Annotated in this window: 23 protein-coding genes; all 23 read right to left on the bottom strand. The window is 60.7% G+C overall.

Going from position 1 to position 23,826, the window contains the following annotated elements:
* Positions 1–7 precede the first annotated feature (7 nt).
* The gene (locus tag KB449_RS11225; RefSeq protein ID WP_282908451.1) at positions 8–733 is read right to left on the bottom strand and encodes a DnaD domain protein; all 726 of its coding nucleotides are present in this window, start codon (positions 731–733) and stop codon (positions 8–10) included.
* Positions 726–1,949, bottom strand: coding sequence for an acetate/propionate family kinase (locus tag KB449_RS11220; protein ID WP_282908450.1), 1,224 nt, complete (start codon positions 1,947–1,949; stop codon positions 726–728). The genes KB449_RS11225 and KB449_RS11220 overlap by 8 nt, the downstream gene beginning before the upstream one ends.
* On the bottom strand, positions 1,946–2,818 hold the full coding sequence (locus KB449_RS11215; RefSeq protein WP_282908449.1) for a 3-hydroxyacyl-CoA dehydrogenase family protein: 873 nt from the start codon (positions 2,816–2,818) through the stop codon (positions 1,946–1,948). The genes KB449_RS11220 and KB449_RS11215 overlap by 4 nt, the downstream gene beginning before the upstream one ends.
* Before the next feature lie 169 nt (positions 2,819–2,987).
* On the bottom strand, positions 2,988–4,205 hold the full coding sequence (gene hisC / locus KB449_RS11210) for a histidinol-phosphate transaminase (RefSeq protein WP_282908448.1): 1,218 nt from the start codon (positions 4,203–4,205) through the stop codon (positions 2,988–2,990).
* A gap of 160 nt (positions 4,206–4,365) precedes the next feature.
* Complete coding sequence (locus tag KB449_RS11205) at positions 4,366–5,628, bottom strand: hypothetical protein (RefSeq protein WP_282908447.1); 1,263 nt, start codon at positions 5,626–5,628, stop codon at positions 4,366–4,368.
* Complete coding sequence (locus KB449_RS11200) at positions 5,615–6,139, bottom strand: RNA polymerase sigma factor (RefSeq protein ID WP_282912795.1); 525 nt, start codon at positions 6,137–6,139, stop codon at positions 5,615–5,617. Before KB449_RS11200 ends, KB449_RS11205 begins: the two co-directional genes overlap by 14 nt.
* A gap of 226 nt (positions 6,140–6,365) precedes the next feature.
* The gene (locus tag KB449_RS11195) at positions 6,366–7,865 is read right to left on the bottom strand and encodes an AAA family ATPase (RefSeq protein ID WP_282908446.1); all 1,500 of its coding nucleotides are present in this window, start codon (positions 7,863–7,865) and stop codon (positions 6,366–6,368) included.
* The gene (locus KB449_RS11190) at positions 7,858–8,391 is read right to left on the bottom strand and encodes a hypothetical protein (protein ID WP_282908445.1); all 534 of its coding nucleotides are present in this window, start codon (positions 8,389–8,391) and stop codon (positions 7,858–7,860) included. The genes KB449_RS11195 and KB449_RS11190 overlap by 8 nt, the downstream gene beginning before the upstream one ends.
* 242 nt (positions 8,392–8,633) lie before the next feature.
* Positions 8,634–9,158, bottom strand: coding sequence for a cell wall elongation regulator TseB-like domain-containing protein (locus KB449_RS11185; RefSeq protein WP_282908444.1), 525 nt, complete (start codon positions 9,156–9,158; stop codon positions 8,634–8,636).
* Positions 9,155–10,459, bottom strand: coding sequence for an amidohydrolase (locus KB449_RS11180; protein WP_282908443.1), 1,305 nt, complete (start codon positions 10,457–10,459; stop codon positions 9,155–9,157). Before KB449_RS11180 ends, KB449_RS11185 begins: the two co-directional genes overlap by 4 nt.
* On the bottom strand, positions 10,456–11,208 hold the full coding sequence (locus KB449_RS11175) for a redox-sensing transcriptional repressor Rex (protein WP_434082501.1): 753 nt from the start codon (positions 11,206–11,208) through the stop codon (positions 10,456–10,458). The genes KB449_RS11180 and KB449_RS11175 overlap by 4 nt, the downstream gene beginning before the upstream one ends.
* On the bottom strand, positions 11,205–14,267 hold the full coding sequence (gene dinG, locus KB449_RS11170; protein ID WP_282908442.1) for an ATP-dependent DNA helicase DinG: 3,063 nt from the start codon (positions 14,265–14,267) through the stop codon (positions 11,205–11,207). Before dinG ends, KB449_RS11175 begins: the two co-directional genes overlap by 4 nt.
* A gap of 91 nt (positions 14,268–14,358) precedes the next feature.
* Positions 14,359–15,021: a hypothetical protein gene (locus KB449_RS11165; protein ID WP_282908441.1), complete on the bottom strand. Its 663-nt coding sequence runs from the start codon at positions 15,019–15,021 to the stop codon at positions 14,359–14,361.
* A 70-nt stretch (positions 15,022–15,091) separates the two neighbouring features.
* Complete coding sequence (gene panD / locus KB449_RS11160; protein WP_282908440.1) at positions 15,092–15,475, bottom strand: aspartate 1-decarboxylase; 384 nt, start codon at positions 15,473–15,475, stop codon at positions 15,092–15,094.
* Positions 15,475–16,371, bottom strand: coding sequence for a pantoate--beta-alanine ligase (gene panC, locus KB449_RS11155; RefSeq protein WP_282912794.1), 897 nt, complete (start codon positions 16,369–16,371; stop codon positions 15,475–15,477). Before panC ends, panD begins: the two co-directional genes overlap by 1 nt.
* Positions 16,372–16,379: 8 nt before the next feature.
* Complete coding sequence (panB, locus tag KB449_RS11150) at positions 16,380–17,243, bottom strand: 3-methyl-2-oxobutanoate hydroxymethyltransferase (protein ID WP_282908439.1); 864 nt, start codon at positions 17,241–17,243, stop codon at positions 16,380–16,382.
* A gap of 296 nt (positions 17,244–17,539) precedes the next feature.
* Positions 17,540–18,547, bottom strand: coding sequence for a biotin--[acetyl-CoA-carboxylase] ligase (locus KB449_RS11145; protein ID WP_282908438.1), 1,008 nt, complete (start codon positions 18,545–18,547; stop codon positions 17,540–17,542).
* Positions 18,548–18,583: 36 nt separating this feature from the next.
* Complete coding sequence (locus KB449_RS11140; protein ID WP_282908437.1) at positions 18,584–19,909, bottom strand: CCA tRNA nucleotidyltransferase; 1,326 nt, start codon at positions 19,907–19,909, stop codon at positions 18,584–18,586.
* A gap of 51 nt (positions 19,910–19,960) precedes the next feature.
* On the bottom strand, positions 19,961–21,127 hold the full coding sequence (bshA, locus tag KB449_RS11135; RefSeq protein WP_282908436.1) for an N-acetyl-alpha-D-glucosaminyl L-malate synthase BshA: 1,167 nt from the start codon (positions 21,125–21,127) through the stop codon (positions 19,961–19,963).
* Between the two features lie 114 nt (positions 21,128–21,241).
* Positions 21,242–21,946 (bottom strand): bacillithiol biosynthesis deacetylase BshB1, encoded by a 705-nt coding sequence (bshB1, locus tag KB449_RS11130; protein WP_282908435.1) that lies wholly within the window; start codon positions 21,944–21,946, stop codon positions 21,242–21,244.
* Positions 21,943–22,365, bottom strand: coding sequence for a methylglyoxal synthase (locus KB449_RS11125; RefSeq protein WP_282908434.1), 423 nt, complete (start codon positions 22,363–22,365; stop codon positions 21,943–21,945). The genes bshB1 and KB449_RS11125 overlap by 4 nt, the downstream gene beginning before the upstream one ends.
* Positions 22,366–22,424: 59 nt before the next feature.
* A complete protein-coding gene (gene dapB / locus KB449_RS11120) occupies positions 22,425–23,228 on the bottom strand; it encodes a 4-hydroxy-tetrahydrodipicolinate reductase (RefSeq protein WP_282908433.1) in 804 nt (267 codons plus the stop codon).
* 6 nt (positions 23,229–23,234) lie between these two features.
* Positions 23,235–23,786: a tetratricopeptide repeat protein gene (locus tag KB449_RS11115; RefSeq protein WP_282908432.1), complete on the bottom strand. Its 552-nt coding sequence runs from the start codon at positions 23,784–23,786 to the stop codon at positions 23,235–23,237.
* Between the last annotated feature and the right edge of the window lie 40 nt (positions 23,787–23,826).

The raw sequence follows: 23,826 nt of genomic DNA, 5'->3' as shown, positions 1-23,826 counted from the left end.
CCCTCGGTCAGCGTCCGGTACGGAAGCGCTGGGCGTGCGCCCTGGCGTCCTCTACGCTCCGGACCCGATTGCGGCTCCATTCAAGCAATATTCTATCCATGTATCGAAACGAAAGCTTGCCCGCGAACACCGATTCCTTGAGCGCGAACAAAATCAATTCCTCCGCGTACTTGTCCTGGTCGAGCCAGCCGGCGATCGTCTCCGCTTCCATCGGCGAGATCGGACGTCCGAACTCCCGTTCGAATACGGCGAATAGGCTGACCGATTCGGCATTTGGACCGTCCTCCAGAGCGGAGCGGGCCCCGGCTGCCGAGACTGCGGCGAGCTGCGCGTCGGACGCCCCTTGCGCGACCGCAGCCCGGACAGGAGCCTCGCCCGATACGAGGAGCTGCGCGACCGCCTGAAACAGGCCGGCCAAGTTGTAACGCTCGGCCCTGATGCCCGATACGGGGTCGCTCATCTCGTCGATGGCGATCAAGCCGCGACGGATGAGCTTCTGCAGCGACTCTCCGATAACGTCGCCCGTCGCCCCGAGCCGCTGCTGCAGCTGCTCCATCGTCGGAAAATCGTTTTGCTCCAGCTGTCTGAAGGCGATCACCTGGATCAGCAGCATGCAATCCGTGTCGGTCAGTCCAAGCATCCGGTAGACGCGCAAAAGCGCGTAGGGAATGCTGGCCGCGCCATCCAAATAGGCTTCGGCCAGACTTGCCGCCATGCCGCCGGCGTCATTCATCGAATGCCGCCTCCTTGGCCGTCATGACGAGCCTGTAGGTGTCCCTCGCGATGAGAAGCTCTTCGTTCGTCGGCACGACAAGCACCTCCACCCTGGAATTCTCCGTGGAAATTCGCCGCGGATCCCCGGAGCGGACGCCGTTGCGCGCTTCGTCGAGCTCGATGCCGAGGAACGTCAGCCCCTCGCAGACCGCCTTGCGCAGCACGTCCGAGTTTTCGCCGACACCTGCCGTGAACAGGAGCACGTCGATGCCGTTCATCGCGGCCGCATAGGCGCCCACGTATTTGCGAATGCGGTAAACATACATCTCGAACGCGGTCTTAGCGGGCTCGCTGCCTTCGTTCATCGCCTGCACGACCTCGCGCATATCGCTGCTGATGCCGGAGATCGCGATCAGTCCGCTATGCTTGTTCAGCATCGAGTTGACCTCCGACAGCGTCAGCTCCTCCTTGTTCATCGCGTACGGTACGATCGCGGGGTCGAGATCGCCGCTGCGCGTGCCCATCATAAGCCCCTCAAGGGGCGTCATGCCCATGCTCGTGTCGAACGACTTGCCGCCCAGTATGGCCGTACAGCTCGCGCCGTTTCCGATATGGCAGCTGACGATCTTCAGCTTCTCGAGCGGCTTCTCCAAGTACTCGGAAGCCCTCTTGCTTACATAATCGTGCGAAGTCCCGTGGAATCCGTAGCGCCGGATCTGGTGCTTGCGGTAGAGCACCATCGGAATGGCGTACAAATACGAGGTCTTGGGCATCGTCTGATGAAAAGCCGTATCGAATACGACCGCCTGCGGAACGTCCGGCAAGTTCGCCTCGACGGCGAGGATGCCCATCATATGCGCAGGATTGTGAAGCGGCGCCAGGTCGAACAGCTTGCGAACCTCCAGCTTCACGTCCGCGTCGATCAGCACCGATTCGCTGAACGTCTCGCCCCCATGGACGATACGGTGGCCGACGGCTTGCACCTCGTCGATATTGCGCAGCACGCCGAAGCGGCGGTGCGTCAGCATATCCAACACCTTGCGCACAGCCGTCGTATGCTCGAGAATCTCGCTGACCTCGCGCACTTCCGGCTGCCCCTCGACCTCGTGCGTCAAGATCGACGATTCCATGCCGATCCGTTCCACGCGGCCTTTGGCGAGCACGTTCTCCGTCTTCATGTCGTACAGCTGGTACTTCAGCGAGGAGCTCCCCGCGTTAATGACGAGTACGTTCATGACTTGCGCTCACCGTCCTTCGTATACTGGAAGAAGCCTTGTCCGGCCTTCACGCCGAGCTGGCCGGCGCGGACCTTCTTCTTGAGCAGAATCGAAGGTCTGTATTTGAGCTCGCCGTAGTCCCTGAACATCCGGTCGAGCGCCGCCCACACGGAGTCCAGACCGAACCGGTCCGCCATCTCGAGCGGTCCGTAGTGAAACTGGTAGCCGATGCGCATCGCCGCGTCGATATCCTCCGCCGAGGCCACGCCTTCCTGAAGCACGCTCAGCGACTCGTTGATAAGCAGGCAGATCAGCCGCGTCGTGACGAAGCCGGGCGATTCGAACACCATGACGCCTTTTTTGTTCAAATCCCGCTCGATGAATTCCTTCGTCCGCTCGAATGTCTCGTCCGACGTCTGCAAGCCCCGTACGATCTCCACGACGTCGATCCGGAATGCGGGATAGACGAAGTGCATGCCGATCACCCGCTCGGGATGCTTGGTCACGCTGGCCAGCTCGGTGAGACTGAGCGTCGACGTATTGCTCGCCAGCACGCGACCCTCGGGTATGATATCGTCCAGCTGCTGGAAAACCGACTTTTTGCTTTCCAGATCTTCGCTGATCGTCTCGATAATCAAATCGCATTGCGCCAGATGTTCAAGCGACGGTTCGGCATGAATCCGGTTCAATATGAGTTTTTTCTCCGCTTGCGTAATGGCCCAGCGCTCGATCTGACGGTCGAGGTTTTTCTCGAGCGCGAGCTGCGCCTGCTTCAGGCGCGCGCCGGAGCTGTCGGTCATATGCACGTCCAGCCCTTTGCCGGCCAGCATCTCCGCGATGCTCTGGCCCATCGTCCCCGCTCCTACAACGCCGATCGTCCGAAACATCCGCCGTTCTCCTTCCCCGATTGCACGTTCTGCATCCAACCTGACTTTCCCATATTAACATACCCGCTCCCCGACATAAACCGACGTGGCTTGCGGAATCCGGGAATGGTTTGCGACGGTTTTGCGGCGGGAATGTGACAACTGCCGATTCGAATACTTGGCGGTTCGATTAAACTTGTCGCTTCGACGGGTCTGCCTGTCGGCGCGCATCCGATTCACAGGGCGTTACAGGTGCGACTTGCAAAATGTCCGACAGACTGGCGAGAAGCAGGTCGATTTCCTCCGCCGTACCTACCGAGATGCGCAGACAGTCGGGCAGCCCCCATCCGGCCCCGCTACGGACGATAATGCCACGTCTCAGCAATTCGCCGTATACATGTGCCGCTCCGTCGGCGAAGTTCGCGAGCACGAAATTAGACTGCGACGGTACGGAGCGAATGCCGAGGCTGCCCAGACCGTTGCGCAGGCGAATGCGGCCTTCTGCATTTGTCCGCAGCGTCGCTTCAAGGTGCGCCTCGTCGTCCAACGCGGCCGCCGCGGCAGCCTGGGCGAGCGCGTTGACGTTGAAAGGCTCCTTGACGGCGAGCAAGTGGGCGATGACGTCAGCCGGACCCGCGGCGAATCCCGCCCGTATGCCCGCAAGTCCATAGGCTTTTGAAAAGGTCTGCAAGACGACAAGCCGGGCCCCGCTGCGCAGCAGCTCGAATCCGTCGGTATAATCCGCGGCATCCGCAAAGTGCGAGTAAGCGGCATCCAGCACGAGCAGGCAGCCGTCCGGAAGACGGGATCGCAAATGCTCAAGCTCCGTCTTTGGCATGTAAGTGCCGGTCGGATTGTTGGGCGAACAAACGAAGACCAGCTTCGTGCGCGCGTCCGCTTCGGACAGCAGGTCTTCGGCTCGCAGCGCGAACGAATCGACTAGCGGCACCGCGATCGTATCCGCGTTCATCAACCGCCCGCCAAAAGCGTATTCGCTGAACGTCGGCGCATACGTTACGATTCGATCGCCCGGCTCGAGATAAGCTTCGCAAATGAGCGTGATAAGCTCGTCCGCGCCGTTCGCGACGATGATCCCGGACGCGGGCAGAGACAGCTTCGCCGCCAGCTTGCTTCTCAGCTGCCCGGCACGATCGTCGGGATAGCGGTGCATATCGGACAGCAGCCCGCGTACGGCCTGCATCGCGAGCGGAGACGGGCCGAGCGGATTCTCGTTGGATGCCAGTTTGACGACCCGTTCAAGTCCGTATTCGGCCTTAATATCGGAGATCGACCGTCCGGGTACATACGGCTGCATGCCCGCGAGCGCCGAGCGTGGAGACGGCCCCCGCCTATCCTGCACAGTATCTGCCGGAACGTTATCCCTTTTAGAATGGTTAAATGGATTCATACATCGATCATCTCCTGAGCATTTAATGATTGTATATTACATTAACGCATTAACTTAGTAAAGCGTTAATGTAAAATAAAACTGCAATTCGCCGTCAAACGAATTGCAGCTGTTTCAAAATCGTATTTCTTGGAAATGTGTTCCTTATGCCTTTATTCTGTCACTTCACGCTGCGAGCGTCCGCATCGTCAACAAGCACTGTAGCGAGCTGTTTTTTCCAGCTTTCCAAGTATTTGTCTTCCTTCGCCCATTGGGCCATGATCAGCGACTCGTTGGATTGAAGCGGAATGCGGAGCGGATCTTGATCGCCGCCCAGCATATGGTAAGGGTAAACGACAAGCTCATCGTCGAGTACGATGACCAGCATGTCCTCATTGGGCGAGGAATACGCGTCCTTGGCGCCCGGTTCGATCTGGAGAACCTGGGACCAGGTCGGATAAAGGGTGTCGAATTTGTTAATCGAATCGGGCAGCGGCGTCGACAGCTCCGTCAGCGTCTTGTTCGCGAGAGGGGCGTACGGCTGCCCGGCCGTGTCCGCCGCCGCCGCCACCCAGCTGCCCGTACGGCGGATGATCGACCATTGCTCCGTATTGCGGGAAGGCGCTGCATCCTTCTGGGCGACCGGCGTCTCCGTGGCCTCCGCGGTTTCCATCGCTTCTTCCAGCGAGATATGCGGCTCCGATGCCGGCTCGAAAGTCGTGCGCTGCGCGCTTGCAACCAATTGGTCCATGTCCTTCACCCACCGATAGACACGATTGGGGGCATCCGAAGGATTCTGCTCCACCGATACGTATTTGTTGCCGACGAACAGCAGCCGTTCGGCCAGTGGCGACGCGGACGATTCGCGGAGCGCCGTCAGGTCGGTCTTGCCGGCATCCTTGCCCGTCACGGGATAGGCGATCAGCTTCTGAGCGGCAGCCGCGCTGTCCGCTTCAGAAGCTACGGACTCAATCTTCCAGAAGTTTTGGCCGTAAGGCATCACGATGCCGTCTCCCTGCGCCTCCAGCTCGAATTGCCCGTCCGTCGGCGCGATAAAGAGCGTGCGATAGCTGCTGGCGACGCTGCCGTCCTCGCTCTTCGGATCCGCGCGAAGGCCGAGCAGCAGCGCGGAATGGAGCTCTGCATTGGCATCGGCGAACAACGGGGCTTCCGTGCCGGCGGTCTGTCCGGCTCCCTGCAGGTTGATCGTGCCTCCCGGTCCGCCGGAGCCGAACGACCAATGCCACAAGCCAGCGAACAGAAGCAGCGTGGCCATCGCCGCGAGTCCCGCGCCGTGCCAGCCGAACCGAAGCAGCGGATGCCGGCGCCCCTCGGGTCGTTCGATCGCTTCTTCGATGCGGGCGACGAGCCGCGCGTCAAAACCGTGTTTGATGAGCGGGCCCCGCGATAGCTGCTGTTTGAGGTCTTTGTCATTCGGTTCCATGGCCGTTGCGCTCCTTCATTTTCGCGATTTTGCGACGAGCGTGAAACATCCGCGACTTGACGGTCCCTTCGGTCACGCCCAGCACATCTGCGATCTCCTTCAGCGACAGCTGATGGTGCGCGTACAGGATCAGCACCTCGCGCGACTTGACCGGCAGCTTGAGCACTTGCTTCCACAGGTCGTTCACCGCGTACTGTTCGATGACGTCGTCCTCGACGGAGCGCCGCTGTCCGGTGTCCAGGCTCCAGTCCGTCAGCGACACGCGCCGGATAAAGGCGGAGCGCTGATGGTCGATCACCGTATTGCGCGTGATCGTCAGGAGCCAGGTGCGAATGGACGAGTCGCTGCGGAACGTGTCCAGGTTCTTGAACACCTTGACGAAGACGTCCTGCGTAATATCGTCCGCCACGTCCCATTTGCGCGTCAGGCTGTAGGCGAAATTCCACACCTCTTTGCCGTAAGCGGTCATGAGCTCGTGGAGCACCGTTTTTTTGTCGTCGGAATCGCTCATATATTTTAAGTATTCGAAATTGGCGTCAGAGTTCTGCAAACAACCACCTCATTATTGGACGAAGACAAATGACTTCCGGTTCAAAATATTATGTTACCACAATTATTTGGATCGGTCATTTCCTGTCGCCCCCGACCGAATCAGGCGCCCGTTGGCAGGAAGAAGAATGAAAAAAAGCCGCCCCGCAGCCTTGCTCGGCTAAGCGGGACAGCCTCGTTGCAGCCGGTCAGGCAGCCGCAGCGCTCAGATGCGCGCGGAGCTCGTCGCCCGACAGCGTCTCTTCGCGAATCAAAATGGCGAGCAAATTCGCGAACGTCTCCATATGACTCGACAGCAGCTTTCTGGTGCTGTCCGTCAAGGCGTCCAGGATCCGTCCGTTTTCCTTGGACCATTGCTCTGCGGTCAGCGCCTCGGGATGAATGATGCCGAGCTCCGTCATGCCAGACTCGATCAGCGTCTTGACGATATTGGTCGCCTGATCGAAGTCACCGCGCGAGCCGGTGCTCCGGCCGCCGTAATGCAGCTCTTCCGCGACGGCGCCGCCGAGCGCGATCTGAATCTGCGCCTCGAGGTAGGTCTTCGTATACAGATAGCTATCCTTGCGCGGATGATGGCGCACATAACCGAGCGCTTGGCCCCGCGGCGTAAGCGACACTTGCGCGACGCTGCCCGGCCGCACGCGCTCGGCGACGATCGCATGGCCGAGCTCGTGAAGCGCCACGCGCTCCCGCTCCTCGCTCGTCGTCTCGCGATCCATTCGTTCTCCCATCATGACCTTATCGATCGCCTGCGCCAGATGCGCAGGTCTGAGCACTTCGCTCTCCTCGCGCATGGCGTAGATCGCGGCTTCGTTCATGACGCTCTCAAGCTGCGCGCCGGAGAAGCCGAACGTCTCCTCGGCAACCTTGTCCAAAGAAACCTCTTCGGCCAGCGGCTTGTTTCTCGCATGCAGGCGAAGAATGTGCTCGCGTCCGTGCCGGTCCGGCATGTCGACCTGGATGTGCCGGTCGAAGCGTCCGGGACGCGTGAGGGCGTTGTCGAGCAGCTCCTTGCGGTTCGTGGCCGCGATGATCAGCACGCGAACCGACTCGTCTCCCTGAATGCCGTCCATCTCGGTCAACAGCTGGTTCAGCGTCTGGTCGTATTCTTTGTTCTGACTGCCGTCGCGCTTGCCGCCGATCGCGTCGATCTCGTCGATGAAAATAATCGCGCTGTCGCGCTTCTGTTTGGCAGCCAACGTGCGCGCCTGGCGGAAGATGTCGCGAATGCGGCCGGCGCCGACGCCGACGTACATTTCGACGAATTCGCTGCCGGACGCCGCCACGAACGCCGAGTTAGTATGCTTGGCCGCGGCCTTGGCGAGCAGCGTCTTGCCCGTTCCGGGAGGGCCCGTGAGCAGGATGCCCTTCAGCGGACGGATGCCGAGCTTGGCGATGCGCTCGCGCTGGACGAGAAAGTCGAGCGCTTCAACGAGTTCGCGCTTGGCCTGTTCCTGCCCGCCGATATCCTCGAAGGTCAAGTAGGCCGGCGGACGCGACGGCCCCTTGCGCACGGCGCCGCCGAACGCCATGCCGCTGCGCGACTTGGCCATGAACAGCAGGCCTGTAACAAGCCCAGCGCCGAGCAGCAGCGGGAGCGCGGGCACGCCGATGAAGATCATAAAGACGATGAATACCGGCACGAAGCCGATCGCGATCTCTTTGCCGTAGGATCTCCAATTACGCATTCGGCCACACCTCCAATTGCTCGCCCTGGCGAGGCAGAATCACGAACTTGGCGCTGCCGGAAAGCCGAAGGCTGATATACACGTTTTCCTCGTCGATCTCGGTCGAAGCGGTGAGCCCCGGCGTTTGTTCCTGCAGCTTGGCCATCGCATCGCGGATAGCGGTATATTCCTTGCGGTCCATCGCCTGCGCGACGTCGAACAATGCCGAACGCCAGATTTTCTCGAGCGCTTCATTGTCCGAATTCTCCGCGATCAGCTTCAAGCTCTTCGAGCCGATCGCACGTGCGCCTTCTTCCTTGACCGTTCTATATACATCCGCCAAATCCGCGGAATCGCTAAGCTTCACCTTGATCGTAACGTTGTCCGCATTCATGTTCGAGCTGGCCGATTCGACGCCTGGCACTTTCGCCGCAGCACGGTCTAGCGGCTGCTCCACGCCATAATGACGATAAGCAAACCATCCGCCGAACAACAGCGCCACCGATACCACGGCCGTCGTCGCTATAGGAAGGATTCGCAATTTCATTTAGGCATTGGCCTCCTTTAGTCTGATATAAAATGTTGTCATTACGCCCTCTGCTTCAACAATACATCAGATAGTATATCATATATTGATAGACTAAATATATATCAACGCTTAAAAAGTTGTGTCAAATATTTGCGAACGGGGTAAAAGATAGGTCGCACAAAAAAAAAGACCCGCGCCATAAGGAGCGCAGGCCGTAAATATTCGAATTTTAAAGCGATCTACTTAAAGCTTTTTTTATTTTATGAGACCAAATTGTACGTTTTAAGCGCGGTTCCATCCTTGAAGGAATAAAAGACGATCGCTTGCCGCTTGGAATCGGGATTGTCGATATAACGAATCTCCCAAGCTGGTTGTTCCGAAAACCAGCCCGGCAGCAGACGCACGATTTTTTTGCCGGGACGATCCGCTTTAAAGCGGTCCCTGATGCCGTCTTCGCTCAAGCCGTCGGCAACCTTCTCCTTGACCGAACCGTCCTGACGCTCCCATACGAACCAGGCCGTATTCGAGGCGTCCTTGCCCTCGACGACCCAGACCGAATCGTCCCATACATGCTTGGAGACGCTGTCGATCTTCTTAAGCCCCGCTTCCTGCTTGGCCTTGGCGATCGCAGCGCGTTCCTCGACCCGGTATTCGGCATCCGCGCTCCGGATATAGACGACGAATACGACCGCAACGAAGACGAGAAAGCCAAGGACGATCAAGCTCAGCCGCCAACCTGTCCAAGGCGACTGCCGTCTCCGCTCCGCGATGCGGCTCGGCGTCATCCCCGCAGCCTCTCGAAGCAGCGCTGCGCTTCGAAGCGAATCCGTTCGACGTCAAGCGTCAGCAGCTCGCGATCGCGCAAGATGCGCTTGCCGTCCACCCACACATGGGCAACGTCCGCGCCGCTGGCCGAATAGACGAGATGGGAAATATAATCGGTGCGCGGCATAAAATGCGGTTTGTCGATCGAAACGGCGGTGATGTCGGCCTTAAAGCCCGGACGCAGGCTGCCGGTCACGTCGCCGAGACCGATCGAACGGGCCCCGTACAGCGTGCCCATGCGCAGCGCCTCTACAGCGGGAACCGCCGTCGGATCGCCCGTTACGCCCTTATGGAGCAGCGCCGCAAGCCGAATCTCTTCGAACAGGTCGAGATTGTTGTTGCTGGCCGCACTATCCGTTCCCAGCGAGACGGTCACGCCGGCGGTTAGCAAATCCGGCACTCTCGCTACGCCGCTGGCCAGCTTCAGATTGCTGACCGGATTATGCGAGACGGCGACGCGGCGCTCCGCGAGCAGCGCGATCTCGTCGTCGTTCAGATGAACGGCGTGGGCAACGAGCGACGGACGGGAAAAGAGCCCGAGCTTGTCCAGATGCTCGACCGGACGCGCGCCGTATTGCTTGACGTTGAGCGCTACTTCGGCAGCGGTCTCGGACATGTGCGTATGCAGCGGCAGATCGAGCTCATGTGCCGCGGCCACGATGCGTTCGATATAGTCGGGCGGGCAAGTATACGGCGAATGCGGCGACATCATCACTTGGATGCGGCCGTCTGCCGCGCCCTGCCAGTCCTTCGCGAACTGCACGGCATCGTTTAGCTTCGCCGTCTGGACGTCCGGCGGACAAAGTCCGATAACGCCGCGAGTAAGCGTAGCCCGCAGACCCGCCTGGACCGCCACCTCGGCGACTTTGTCCATATGATCGTACATATCGACGAAGGTCGTCGTTCCGCTCAGTATCATTTCGGCGGCGGCAAGGGATGTGCCCCAATAGACGTCCTCGCCCGTAAATTTCGCTTCCATCGGCCACATATGATTCTCAAGCCAATCCTGCAGCACGAGATCGTCCGCCAGTCCGCGCAGCAGCGACATCGCCGCATGTCCGTGCGTATTGATCAGACCGGGCAGGAACAGCAGTCCTTTGCCGTTCACGACCTCCTCCGCCTGATCGCGAAGCTCCGCCGGGGCGTCGCCTTCGCCGGAGGCGGTGATATAACCGCCCTCAACGAATAGCCACCCCTCGAAAATTTGCCGCTCCGCGGACAGCTCCGCAAAAATGCCGTTCTCGATTAGCCAACGTTTCATTTTCCCGCTCCTTCTCCTTCTACTACTTCTACTTCTACTTCTACTTCTACTTCTACTTCTACTTCTACTTCTACTTCTACTGCGTCTTCGGATAAGCCGCGCTCCTTCGCCCCGTCCGAATCCAGATCGTGATCCATATAATAAGCCAGGCTTAGCAGGTCGCTCGTAAAATCAGCGTGGTGAATGCGGATGCCTGCCGGTATTTTCAGCACCGTCGGCGCAAAGTTCAGGATCGCCCGGATCCCCGCTTCGACGAAGCGGTCCGCGACCTTCTGCGCTTCGCTCGCCGGCACGGTGATGATTCCGATCGAGATGTCCTTGTCCTTTACTTCGTGCGGAAGCATCTGAATCGGGTTAACGGTCAAATGGCCGATCGCCACGCCCTTTTTGGCCGGATCGTCGTCGAACACCGATACGATCTTCATATTGTCCTTCAGGTACATATTGTAGTTGCAAAGGGCCCGGCCAAGGTTGCCGGCGCCCACGAGCGCCACATGGATCGGACGGTCGAGATTGAGAATATGACGGATCTTCTCGATCAAGTATCCGACATTGTAGCCGACGCCCTTACGCCCGAACTCGCCGAAGTAGGCAAGATCCTTGCGGATCTGGGCAGGATTGAGATCGAGCTTGTCTCCGAGATCCTGCGAGGACACCGTCTGGACGTCGCTGATGCTGAGTTCATTCAGATAACGCAGGTAAATCGGAAGGCGCCGGACGACCGCTTCAGATATTTTGATTTGCTTCAACTGGTGACTTCTCCTTCCGTCGCATCGCTTTCCTGCTTCGGTTTCTTCGTTCTGGTTCGTTTGGGCTTGGTCTTCTCCCGAGTCTTGTCCTCCTGCTCGCCGGTATCGGAGCCGGTATCGGAGCCAGTATCGGAGCGGATATTGGAGCCGGTATCGGAGCCGGCTTCTGCGTCGGCCGCAGCTTCGGCGGTCGCGGCTGCATTCGCCGGCTGCAGCCATTCTCTCACGCGCGGCACCAGGCCAGCGAGCGGCAGATGCTCCATTTTGGGTCCGGGCAGCGAGTACAAAAAATATTTGCCGTAGCTCGTATCGATGACGCGCGTATCGTACAAGATGACGATCCCCTTGTCCGAGGCAGTTCGCACGAGTCTGCCGAAGCCCTGCTTGAACTTGATGACCGCCTGCGGCAGCGACAGCTTCATGAACGGATTTTTGCGCTGCGCCGTCAGACGCTCGCTCTTGGCCTCCGTCACCGGATGGTTCGGCGGCTGGAACGGCAGCCGGACGATCGCGAGACAAGTCAGGGCATCCCCCGGAAGGTCGACGCCCTCCCAGAAGCTGCTCGTGCCGAGCAGCACCGAGCGCGGCTGCTCCATGAACTGGCTCGTCAGCCGGCTTCGGCTGCTGCCGTCCATTCCCTGACCGAGCACTTGAATATCGGCCGGCGCGAGCGCGGACTTGAGCGGCTCGTAAACGGTCTTCAGCATCTTGTGCGAGGTGAACAGCACAAGCATACGGCCGCGGGTTTCGGTCGCCACCTCGGCGATCGATGTCGTCAGCGCCTGTAAGAACGCGGCTTCGCCGTCTCTTCCCTTGATTGACGGAAAGTCGCGGGGGATGAGCAGCAGCGCCTGCTGTCGGTAGTTAAACGGCGAAGGGAGCTGAGCGGTACGCAGTCTTCCCTGCTGCTCCGCCTCGTCAAGGCCGAGCTGCTCCTTGACGTACTGGAACGACTTGTCTACCGTCAGCGTTGCGGACGTGAGCACGATGCTTTCCTTTTGACCAAACAAGCCTTCCTTCAGCAGGCCGCTCACGTCTGCGGGCACGATGTACATCCATAACGAACGGTTCTTGTACTGGCTGTGTCCCTCGATCCAATAGACGCACTCCGCCTCCGCCATCGAGACGAACGACTGCAGATCGCCGCGGACGGAAGACAGCTCCTTGACCGTGCCGTTCATGTCGGTCAGCAGGCTCTGCAGGGCAAGCTCCTCGCTGCGGTCGCGGATCTCCGCGAGCAGCTTCTCCAGCGGACGCACGAGATCCGAGAGCCGCAGCACGACATTATCCCCGTCAACGCGGATCGAATCCCAGTCCCTCGGCAGCGCATCCGACTTCAGCCGGTAGCTAAGCCCACCCGTCTCGTCGGCAGCGGCGCCTGAGGCAAGCAGCGCGTAAAGCCTGTCCGTCCATTGTTCCCAAGATTCCCGAAGCTCCTGCACGCGCGGCAGCAGCTCCTCCAGCTTCTCCGCCCACGTGCCGCTCGCGCTCTCGGCCGTGCCAGTCAGCTGTGAGATCAGGTTCGGCAGTTGGCCTGTCCTTGCGTCCTTCGCTAGCCTTGCGAGCGCGGCAGGCAGCGCGCCGTAGCCGATCCGGCGTCCGAGATGGTTGCTCGCTACCTCTTCCATATGATGGGCCTCGTCGACGATCAGCCTGTCGTAAGCGGGAAGCAGCCGGTGCTCCGCGCGCATGTCCGTGAATACCATCGCGTGGTTCGTAATGACAAGATCCGCCTTGAGGGCGTCCTGACGGGCGCGGTGGTAAAAGCATTTGCGGAACCAGGGACACTGTCTGTTCAGGCAAGAGTCCGCATCGCTTGCTACGGCATTCCACTCTTCCTTGGAGCGGCTCCCGAGATTAAGCTCCTCGGCTTCGCCCCGCTCGGTCTCCGACAGCCAGACGGCGAGCTGGCCACGCGCGACGGCTTCCTCCCTCGACAACGCAAAAGCGGGCGTCTGCATCTGCTGCTCGAACTTGCGCAGGCACATATAGTTGCTTCGCCCTTTGAACACCGCTGCCTTGAACGGTACGGGCAGCACGTCCTGCAGCAGCGGAAGATCGCGCTGGCGCAACTGCTCCTGCAGCTGAATCGTATGCGTCGTCACGACGATTTTTTTATTTTCTTTTAATCCATAATAAAGGGAGGGCAGCAAGTAGCCGAGCGACTTGCCCGTTCCCGTGCCCGCTTCGACGAGCAGATGGGCATCTTCCGCCAGCGCCTGGTGCACCTCGTCGTACATGATGCGTTGTCCTTCCCTCGGCTCGTAGCCCGGGAACAGCTCCTTCATGCGATCGGCGACGGAGTCCAGATACGTCTCGAACGGCATGTCCGACAGCTCGCGCTCCGCCTGGAGCCGCTGGGCTTCGCGCCCTTCGTCGTCGTCCGTCCAGTCGGCGATGCGCATGGCGAACTGGCGATAGTACTGATAGCCTTCGGGTTCTTCGAACCAGGTCGTATCCCGTTCCGCTCGCAGCGATGCGAGCAGCCAGCCGAGGTCGCTTCGCTCGCCGTCGGTCAGCTCGCACAGCCGCTCGAGCGTGAGCGTAGGCAGCGCTCTGAGCCGTCCGATGCATGCCGCAAGCACCTCGGCCGTCGCCAGCGCGTCGCTATCCGCCTGGTGTGGCCTGTCGTGCGCGATGCCAAGGCCATGCGTAATCGCCGTCAGCCGGTACGACGGCAAAAACGGAAAGACCAGCCTTGCCAAGTCTACGGTGTCCAGTACGCGACCCGAAAACGGCAAATAACCGCTCTTGTCTAGAGCGGCCTGCAAAAACGCGGCGTCGAAGCCGGCGTTGTGAGCGACGAGGACGGCATCTTGAAGCAGCGGCACCATCTCGGCCACCGCGTCCTCGATCGCCGGTGCGTCAGCGACATCGGCATCGCCGATTCCCGTCAAGGTCGTAATAAAAGCGGGAATCGGACGCGACGGCTTCACGAGCGATTGATATACGGAAGACAGCGCGCCCGTGTCGTCCACGACCGCGATGCCGATTTGTATGATTTCATCTTGCTGGGACGACGTTCCCGTCGTCTCGAAGTCGAGTACCGCAAATTTCATGAATGACTTCCTTTCCTGCACTTCGCCTTCGTCGCGCCTTCGGGCATGGAACTTCGGGCAAGCCCTCTGCGGTCACGCTGCCTGGAGCGGCTCAGCCGGGCGCGAGCGCCGTCAGCTCTGCGCTGCCGAAGGAGAGCTGAACGCTGCCGGCATCGCCGACACAGGCGTCCAGGTTGTGCTTCGCGTCGGCGAAACCGGGATCGAGCTCCAGCGCCTTGCGAAAAAAATGCTGCGCCTGCGCCATATTCGCTTGAACCGCCTGAACGCAGCCCATCGCGTTGAAAGCGATCGCCTGGAGCTTGGGCTCGTCGGCCGTTCCGGCTACGAATTGAAAGTGGCGGTGCGCTTCCGCGAACTCGCCGAGATGCATCCGGCTCATCGCCAGATACAAGCGGGCAAGCGACCATTCCGCATACTGGTCAAGCAGCTGTTCGAACTGGCTGGCGCATTCGCGGAACATGCGCAGCTTAAAATATCCCTGCCCCTTCACGAACGGAACGGGCCATTCTGTCGGCGCCGCAAGGACGGCGGACTCGGCGTTCAGGCCGTCGATATCGACCGCTTGACGCCGCCGCCTGTAATCGCCCATCTTTTCCTCAAGCGCAAGCCATGACTCAATGATATCATCACTCATCGATTTTAACACGTTCCATTGCTCTTCAAGCGCCAACTTTTCGTCCGGCGTCGAATTCGGATAGCGTTCGATCATCCGGTCCAGCACGTCGTTCATGGCGGAAAAAAAGGGTTGAATCACGGAATAAGGCCCCCAGTCGCAGACGATTTGTAATGCTCATTCTGCGTTTGCCGGAGGCCTTTCATACGCTTCAGACGACGGTCGAATGAGGCTCCTGCGCCATCATTTGAACGACGCGGTTGGCTTCGTCCAGTATGGCGACCTTCGGCTTGTGCCGCTTCGCTTCTTCGTTTTCCATATAACCATAAGCGATAATGATTACCTTGTCTCCCGGCTGTACGAGCCGCGCCGCGGCGCCGTTCAGGCAGATAACGCCAGAGCCGCGCGGACCCGGAATCGTGTACGTCTCAAAGCGGGCGCCGTTGTTGTTGTTCACGATCTGCACTTTTTCGTCCGGCAAAATGTCTACCAGCTCCAGCAGATCCTCGTCGATCGTGATGCTGCCGACATAATTCAAATTCGCTTCGGTCACCGTCGCTCTATGGAGTTTGGACTTCATCATTTGTCTCATCATCAGATATGCGCCTCCGGAAAAGAAATCAGAATGTTGTCGATGAGGCGCGTGCGTCCGAAGCGGACCGCAGCCGCGACGATGATTCGTTCGCGGGAGCCCGCCAGCGCAGCGTCCGAAGCGGGCGGCTGCAGGCCGGGGTAAGTCAATACCTCGACGTAGTCGATATCGGCCAGAGGCGAAGCTGAGATGCCTTCCCGCACGGCCGCCGTCAATTGCGCTGCGCTCATGCCCGATCCGATCCAGGCGGGCACCTGGGCGAGCGTCCGGGAGATCGCCAGCGCTTCGCGCCGTTCGTCGGCCGACAAATACACGTTGCGCGAGCTCATGGCGAGTCCGTCCGCTTCCCGTACGATCGGGCACGGCACAATCTCGACCGGCTGATTGAGATCGGCGACCATGCGTTCGACGACGGCGACCTGCTGAGCGTCCTTCAGGCCAAAGTACGCGCGGTCGGGCTGAACGACGTTCAGCAGCTTGGTCACGACGATGCCTACGCCGTCGAAGTGTCCTGGACGGCTCGCGCCGCACAGGCGCTCCGTAACGCCCGAGACGGTAATCTGCGTGGCCGCCGGCGTCGGGTACATCTCGGCGACGCTCGGCATAAAGACGATATTTGCGCCGGCGCGGGCGGCGACGTCCAAGTCCCTGGCTTCGTCGCGCGGGTAGCGTTCGAAGTCTTCGTTCGGGCCGAATTGAAGCGGATTAACGAAGATGCTGAGCACCGTCAGTCCGTTTTCCCGAGCCGATCTGCCGATCAGGCTGGCGTGGCCGTCATGCAAAAATCCCATCGTCGGCACGAAGCCGACGGATGCGGTTGCGCCGGCCTCCGCCCGGTAGGCGCGTAGCGCAGCGCGAATCTCCGCAATCGTGCGAATGACCGCAGGAGCAGATGTCATCGTAGCCGTCACTTAGGATCGCCTCCGTACAATTTGGTCGTTGGCTTTTCTTGCGGCTGTGCCTGTGTCTGGAACGCGTGGCTTTCTTCCGGAAATCTTCCGTTTTTCACTTCGCTTACGTACTGCGACACGGCGGATCGGATCGTCTCGCCGACATCCGCATACGGCTTCACGAATCGTTTGTCGCGAATGCCGGAGCCGTACCGGATCAGGTCATGGTAGACCAGCACCTGACCGTCGCAGCCCCGTCCGGCGCCGATGCCGATCGTCGGGATCGACAGCGCGCGCGACACGGCGGCCGCCGCAGGCTCGACGACCAGCTCAAGCACGACGGCTACGGCGCCGGCTTGCTCTAGCGCCTTCGCGTCGGCGAGCAGCCGCGCGGCCTCGGCTTCGTCGCGGCCCTGCACTTTGTAGCCGCCGATCTGCAGCACCGACTGGGGCGTCAGTCCAAGATGGCCGATTACGGGAATCCCGGCGGATACAAGAAGCGCGATCTCGTCTCCGAGCTCGGCTCCGCCTTCGAGCTTCACCGCGTGAGCGCCGCCCTCCTGCATCAGGCGCGCGGCGTTGCGCAGGGTCTGCTCCTTGCTCCCGCGGTAGGTGGCGAACGGCATGTCCGTCACGATCATCGTCCGCGGAGCGCCCCGAACGACGGCTCTCGTATGATAGATCATATCCTCGAGCGTGACCGGCACGGTCGTTTCGTAGCCGAGCACGACGTTGCCGAGCGAGTCTCCGACGAGAAGGACGTCCACGCCGGCTTCCTCGGCCAGCCTGGCGGACGGATAATCGTAAGCGGTGACCATGGCGATCGGCGAACCCTGGGCTTTCATCGATTTCATTTTTGGCGGCGTTAACGGTTGACTCATATCTTAGGGCTCCCTTCTGTGGGCGGCCAGCCATCCGAGCGCGCAAAAAAACCTTCGTTTGCCCATGAGCAAAGAAGGTGTCCTATCAGCAGGAACGCTTCACGTCCTTCTGTCTCGGTCCCTTGGGCTCAGAGCAGAATCCGCCGCGAATCATCACGGTTATTCGGTTCTTTTCGGCATAGCTCGTCATTGGTTAGTATGTGTCTCAGTGCGGTTCGTCATGATACCGCCCGAGAGCTATATTATAGCAGACCGGATACTTGTCGTAAACGGTCCGATTCCCCGATGTCGCGCCGCTAGCGGCTATCTTGCTCCTTGGGGTCACGCAGCGGCGCCGCATCGCCGATCTCCGCCGAATAGATCGTGCGGACGCGGCCGTCCGGCAGCTCGACGCGCAATCCCCCGTTCTCGTCCAGCCCTCTTGGAACGCCGTCGAAAAATCCTTTTCCGGCGTTCAAAGAGAAGGTGCGATTCAGCGTCACCGAGTAGGTTTCCCAAAGAATGCGGATCGGCTCGAAGCCTTGATGCTTATAGACGGCATACAGCTGTTCGAATTCGAGCAGCACGGAAGCGATTAGCGTTGCGCGGTCAAAGGCGCGTCCCGCCGCCATCTTCAGGGACGCTGCGCGCGCGAGCAGCTCCTCCGGGTAATCTTCGGCATCCAGATTGACCGCGATGCCGAGACCGACCGCCACGTATCGCAGGCGCTCGTCCTCGGTGGCGGATTCGAGCAATATGCCGCTGATCTTGCGGCCATCCACGAGCAAGTCGTTGGGCCACTTGATCCCGATCGGCAGGCCGGTCTCGCGGCTCAGGCTCCGGCACAGCGCCACTGCCGCGAGCAGCGTCAGTTGGGGCGCCAGCTGCAACGGTACGTCCGGCCGCAGCAGCAGGCTCATCGACACGCCGCGACCGGGCGGCGACACCCAGGAGCGGCCCATGCGTCCCCGTCCGTTGTCCTGACGCTCGGCGATGACAAGCGTCCCCTCGGGCGCGCCCTCCTCGGCGAGCTCGCGCAGCACGTCCTGCGTAGATGTGACGACTTCGCGGATATGCAAGTGCCTGCCGAAGGCAAACGTTTCTAGCCTGCTCTGAAGCTCGGTCGCGTTCAATCGGGAAGGCCTGCCGGTCAACCGATAGCCTTTGCGGGGCACGGCTTCGATCTCGAAACCTGCCGCTTCGAGTCTGCGGATTTGCTTCCAGACGGCGGTTCTGCTGACGCCAAGCAGCCGGCTGATCTCTTCGCCGGACACGAACGCGCCCCGTTTGTCTTCAAGCAGCGTCAACAGCTGCGATTGTTCCATGAATGCACACCTCTCTATCCGGGCGCGTCGACCCGTTTAACCCTCTCGATGCTTATTTAAGAATGCTGTCCGCAGCGCATCCGCATCGTTGTTAAGCTCGCCCAAGGCGACTTGCTCGAGCAGCTCCCGAAGCGCGACGGCGATCCAGGGCCCCGGCGCCCTGCCCGCTGCGGCCGCCAGCTCGTCCCCCCGCAGCGCAAGGTCGGCTACCCTGACCGCGGGCAGCGCCGCAGTCCATAAGGGCACGGCAGAATGCAGCTCGCCGGGCACGCCGAATGCCGCCCGGACGCGTTCGGCCTCGAACAGCGCATGCCAGTCCACGGCGGCCTCGGTCCCCCGATCGAGCACGCCGATCGCCCAGCTCCGATGCCAATTCGCAGGATCGAATCGCGCCGGCAAGCTTAAGTGCAAGCGGACGATGTCGATGATCCGCCTGATTCTTTTGCCCGCAAAGTGAAGCCGCTTCATCGTATCCTCAGCCGCTTCAGGCGAGGCCTCGCCGGCGAGGAATAACGCCGCCCAGCGCAGATCGGCATCGGCGCTCGAGGGCATATAACGAGCGAGCCCCGGCCGTTCGGCACTTGCTGCCCGCGTATCCGCCCGAGTGGGCTCCGCGCACTCCCTGTCATTTCCTACGATCTCTCGCAGGCGCGCCAGCCAGGCTGCCGGCAGCGGCCGCTTGAACCGCTCGGGCAGCGAAGCCGCCAGCAGCAGCGCGAATGCGCGGCCCGGATCGCCGCCGGCCATCATCTTGTCGAGCTCCGCGCCGATGCGCTCCATCGCGACAAGCGGAAGCTTGTCCCGGCAGGCCAGCACGCCCGCCCAGGTCCGCTCGTCGACTGTGAGGCCGTACCGGGCCGCGAAGCGCACGCAGCGGACGATCCGCAGCGCATCCTCGCCGAACCGCTGCGCCGGCTCTCCGACTGCGCGCATGATGCGCGCGCGCAGATCCGCCATGCCGCCGAACGGATCGACGATCGCGCCGTCGGAACCGGCCGCCATCGCATTGATGGTAAAATCGCGTCGCGCCAGATCCTCCCTGACGTCCCGCACAAAAATGACGTCGTCGGGCCGTCTCCCGTCGCTGTAGCCGGCTTCCTGGCGAAACGTCGTCACTTCAAAAAAAAAGCCCGAACGGCGAACCGTCACGGTGCCGTGCTTCAGGCCCGTAGGCAGCGCATCCGGAAACAATCGCAGCACTTCGCCGGGATCGGCCGACGTCGCGATATCGATGTCGCTGGCTTCGATCCCGAGCAGGGCGTCGCGGACGCAGCCGCCGACGAAGTAGGCCTCGCTGCCCGATCGGCTCAAGGCTTGCAGCACTTCAAGGCCCGCTTCCCATTGCGGGCCTTCGTAGCTCATCACGGCCATCGCCTCCTGAACGGCCGGAATCCGGCGAGCCTCCGTCACCGGTCAGCGGGGTTCGCAGGCCGGTTCTGTGATCGGAGCCGAAATGCCAAGCACGTTGTAATAAATTTTTTCATATTGGGCGGTAATCAGATCGTTGCAAAATTGCGTGCGCGAGCGCATCAGGCAGGCTTCCCTGAACTGCGCGTAAAGAACTTCGTCCGAGAGCAGACGCACGGCGTGGGCGGCCATTTCGGATGTGTGGCCGATCGGAGCGAGAAAACCCGTCTCCCCGCTGACGACCAGCTCCGGAATGCCGCCGGCGGTGGAACCGATCGTCGGCACGCCGCAGGCCATCGCCTCGAGGGCTACGAGTCCGAAGCTCTCCTTTTCCGAAGGCAGGAGCACGAGATCGGCCAGCGACAGCACCTCGGCCACATCGTCTTGCTTGCCCAAATAGTGCACGCGATGCTCGAGACCCATCGAACGGATCTTGGACTGAATCTTCGGCAGATCCGGACCTTCGCCCACTAGCAACAGCTTGGCGGGCAGTTCCGCATGAACCTTCGCGAAAATGTCTACAACGTCGGACGTCCGCTTGACGGGCCGGAAGTTGGAGATGTGCATCAACACTTTTTCGTGCGGCTCCGCAAAATCCTTGCGCATGTCCGACACTTCGCGCGGGTAATACACGCGTTTGTCCACGAAATTGTAGGTCAACTCGATCGGCGTCCGGATATCGAGCAGTTCCTGCGTCTCGCGGATCAGATCCTGACTGACAGCGGTTACCGCATCGCTCGCCCCGATGCCGAGCCTGATGATGTCCTTGAGCGTTTCGTCCTGCGCCAGCACCGTAATGTCCGTACCGTGCAGCGTCGTGACGATCTTGAGCTTGCCGCCGGACATCTGCTTGGCCAGCAGCGCGCAAATCGCATGCGGCACTGCATAGTGGACATGCAGCAGATCGAGCTCCTGCAGCTTAGAGACCTGATGCATTTTGCTCGCTAGCGACAAATCGTACGGGGGGTATCGGAATACGTAATAATCCGATACTTCTACCTCGTGATAATAAATATTGCGCTGAAACTTGCCAAGCCGAAAAGGCATGCTCTGCGTGATGAAATGAATCTCGTGTCCCTTCTCGGCAAGCAGCTTGCCGAGCTCGGTAGCCACGACGCCCGAGCCGCCCAGCGAAGGATAGCAAGTAATGCCGATCTTAAGCGGTCTGAACATTTGCGAATCCCTTCTTCCCGAGCGTGAGCGGCGGTCTGACATGCAGGGAATCCAGGCAGGAGACCATGCAAGGGTACCGCCGGCGATGCAATGTAAATTACCGGAAGTCCGGTGTTAGAATCCATCCAGCTTCAGCGAGCCTTTGGCAATAAAGCCTTCGGCATAGGCGACGCGGTGAGGCGCCCCGAACAGGCGGTCGCGCGCGGCAACGTTGTCCAGATAGCCGGCGGTGAGCGGCGTCGGCACCCAGTCCGGCGTCTCCTCCATCGGGGCGAACTGGGACCGGTAAGCCGACAGCGCGTCCATCTTGATCGACTGGTATTCCGTAATATCGACGACCAGCTGGGGCGTATGCATATCGTTAATGAAGTAGTAGCAAAAAGCGTCCGGCGACCAGGCTTCCCATTCGGGACGGTAGCGGCGCAGCTTGGCATTAAATACCGCTTCCTCGGCGAGCCGGCTGCATGCCGTATGGTCGGGATGCCGGTCTTCGTAATAAGGCGCGAATACGATGCGCGGACGATGCCTGCGAATGACTTCGACCAGCTTGTCCACCTGTTCGGAGCCTGCCTTCAGTCCCCGGTCGGGCAGACCGAGATTGCCGCGTACCGCCAAGCCTAATAATTCGCTCGCCTTGGCCGCTTCCCGCTGGCGCGTCTTCGGGTCGCCGTTGGACGACATTTCGGCAAAGGTTAAGTCGTACATGCCGACGCGGCGCCCCTCGCGCGAAGCCTTGGCGATCGTGCCGCCCATGCCGATCTCGGCGTCGTCCGGATGTGCAGCGAATACGAGCAGGTCAAGCTGCACAGCGTCGCTCATTCGTCGATACCGGGCTTGTACTTGTGCACGAGCTCGCGCCACGCGAAATCGCCGCGCTCGAGGCATTTCACCAGCAGTTCCGCCGTTGCGACATTGGTCGCGACGGGAATACCTTGCACATCGGACAGACGAAGGAGCGCGATGATATCCGGTTCGTGCGGCTGGGCCATGAGCGGATCTCTAAGAAAAATAATGAAATCCATTTCGTTGGTCGCAACCATCGCGCCGATCTGCTGGTCGCCGCCTAGCGGTCCCGATGCGAAGCGGTGCACCTGCAGCGACGTATTTTCCATGATGCGCGAACCGGTCGTGCCGGTCGCATAAAGCTTGTGAGGCTTGAACACTTGCTCGTAGGCGATCGCGAAGTTCACCATCTCTTCTTTTTTGCGATCGTGCGCAATCAGTGCGATATTCAGCATCGTTGAACCGCGTCTCCTCTCCCGGGAGCGGGATATTTATATTGGTTAAAAAGGTTGATTCAGTCGAGCAGATGCTCGAAGCCGTAAACGAGCCCGGTCACGTCGACGATCTTCTTGACGGCCGTGGCTACGCCCGGCATGTAGCCCGCACGGTCGTAGCTGTCGTGCCGAATCTTGAGCGTCTGGCCGTGCCCGCCGAAGATGACTTCCTGCTGGGCGAAAACCCCCGGAAGCCGCACGCTATGTATCCGGAAGCCCCCGAAATAACCGCCGCGCGCCCCCTCGATTACTTCTTCCTCGTTAGGGTTTCCTTGACGCAGCTCGCGCCGCGTCTCCTCGATTCGCTCCGCGGTCTTGATCGAGGTGCCGGACGGCGCGTCCAGTTTCTGGTCGCCGTGGTACTCGATAATCTCGACATGAGGCATATACTTGGCCGCTTCGGCGGCGAACTTCATCATGAGCAGGGCGCCGATCGAGAAGTTCGGCGCGATCAGGCAGCCGATTCCGCGTTCGCGGCACGCCCGGTCGATCTCGTCCATCTGCTCCTGCGTGAACCCTGTCGTGCCAACGACGGGCCTGACGCCAAGCTTGACCGCCGTCATCGTATTGGGCATGGCGGACTTGGGGTTCGTGAAGTCGACGAGCACGTCCGGACGGCTGTCCCGAAGCGCCCGCTCCAGATCGTCTGTCATCGCGACGCCCGCTTCGGGCAGACCGACGAGCCGACCCGCATCCTCGCCGGATGCGGATCGGCCGATTGCGGCCACAAGCGTGAGCGACGGATCCTCCAGCACCATTTTGACCACTTCGCGTCCCATTCTTCCCGCTGCGCCGGCTACGGCGACTTTGATTTGCTGCGACATCCGCGATCACCTGTTCCTTCTTCTAGTATAATGAGTATAAATGAGCCGCCAGCGCCTCGCGCGCTCCATCTTCGCCTCCCGGAGCAGCCTGCCCGCTTCAAGCATCATCGGATTCATCTCCTTGGCGGCGCTCAGCGCTTCGATCGCCCGGTCGTATTCGCCCGCGAGCCGGCAAGCGATGCCGAGCAGCAAATACGCGCCCGCATCGAGCGGATCGAGCTCGACCGCCTCCTGCAGCAGCTCGATCGCCGTATCCGGCTCGGGCTGCGGCTTCACCAGCAGCGCCTTGGCCTGTCTTGCGAGCTGCCGCCCTTCGACCAGCCGAAGATGCAGCCGGTAGTCGGCTTCCCGCGGAGCAAGGCGCACGGCATTGCGCGCATAGTCGAGCGCAAGGTCGAGCTTCCCGCTTCGCGCGAGGCTGATGGAGCCTTTATAATAGTAGGAAGCATTGTCCGGCTCCGCCTCGACCGCATGGCGGAACCAATCGACCGCGGCTTCGAAGTCCGAGGCCAGGATGGCTTCGTAGGCGCGGCGCAAGCAAGTTTCCCCGTCCTTCACATGTACCATCCTCCTCGATTGGGGATGATACAGCATATGT

The organism is Cohnella hashimotonis (assembly GCF_030014955.1).
In the GTDB taxonomy this organism is placed as follows: domain Bacteria; phylum Bacillota; class Bacilli; order Paenibacillales; family Paenibacillaceae; genus Cohnella; species Cohnella hashimotonis.
The sequence above is the reverse complement of the archived record's forward strand: the minus strand, read 5'-3'. Positions and strand labels throughout refer to the sequence as shown.

Coding starts and splice junctions, on each gene's coding strand:
- KB449_RS11225 (WP_282908451.1), bottom strand. CDS start 733: ATGAATGACGCCGGCGGCATGGCGGCAAGTCTGGCCGAAGCCTATTTG.
- KB449_RS11220 (WP_282908450.1), bottom strand. CDS start 1,949: ATGAACGTACTCGTCATTAACGCGGGGAGCTCCTCGCTGAAGTACCAG.
- KB449_RS11215 (WP_282908449.1), bottom strand. CDS start 2,818: ATGTTTCGGACGATCGGCGTTGTAGGAGCGGGGACGATGGGCCAGAGC.
- hisC (WP_282908448.1), bottom strand. CDS start 4,205: ATGAATCCATTTAACCATTCTAAAAGGGATAACGTTCCGGCAGATACT.
- KB449_RS11205 (WP_282908447.1), bottom strand. CDS start 5,628: ATGGAACCGAATGACAAAGACCTCAAACAGCAGCTATCGCGGGGCCCG.
- KB449_RS11200 (WP_282912795.1), bottom strand. CDS start 6,139: ATGAGCGATTCCGACGACAAAAAAACGGTGCTCCACGAGCTCATGACC.
- KB449_RS11195 (WP_282908446.1), bottom strand. CDS start 7,865: ATGCGTAATTGGAGATCCTACGGCAAAGAGATCGCGATCGGCTTCGTG.
- KB449_RS11190 (WP_282908445.1), bottom strand. CDS start 8,391: ATGAAATTGCGAATCCTTCCTATAGCGACGACGGCCGTGGTATCGGTG.
- KB449_RS11185 (WP_282908444.1), bottom strand. CDS start 9,158: ATGACGCCGAGCCGCATCGCGGAGCGGAGACGGCAGTCGCCTTGGACA.
- KB449_RS11180 (WP_282908443.1), bottom strand. CDS start 10,459: ATGAAACGTTGGCTAATCGAGAACGGCATTTTTGCGGAGCTGTCCGCG.
- dinG (WP_282908442.1), bottom strand. CDS start 14,267: ATGAAATTTGCGGTACTCGACTTCGAGACGACGGGAACGTCGTCCCAG.
- panD (WP_282908440.1), bottom strand. CDS start 15,475: ATGATGAGACAAATGATGAAGTCCAAACTCCATAGAGCGACGGTGACC.
- panC (WP_282912794.1), bottom strand. CDS start 16,371: ATGACATCTGCTCCTGCGGTCATTCGCACGATTGCGGAGATTCGCGCT.
- panB (WP_282908439.1), bottom strand. CDS start 17,243: ATGAGTCAACCGTTAACGCCGCCAAAAATGAAATCGATGAAAGCCCAG.
- KB449_RS11145 (WP_282908438.1), bottom strand. CDS start 18,547: ATGGAACAATCGCAGCTGTTGACGCTGCTTGAAGACAAACGGGGCGCG.
- KB449_RS11140 (WP_282908437.1), bottom strand. CDS start 19,909: ATGAGCTACGAAGGCCCGCAATGGGAAGCGGGCCTTGAAGTGCTGCAA.
- bshA (WP_282908436.1), bottom strand. CDS start 21,127: ATGTTCAGACCGCTTAAGATCGGCATTACTTGCTATCCTTCGCTGGGC.
- bshB1 (WP_282908435.1), bottom strand. CDS start 21,946: ATGAGCGACGCTGTGCAGCTTGACCTGCTCGTATTCGCTGCACATCCG.
- KB449_RS11125 (WP_282908434.1), bottom strand. CDS start 22,365: ATGCTGAATATCGCACTGATTGCGCACGATCGCAAAAAAGAAGAGATG.
- dapB (WP_282908433.1), bottom strand. CDS start 23,228: ATGTCGCAGCAAATCAAAGTCGCCGTAGCCGGCGCAGCGGGAAGAATG.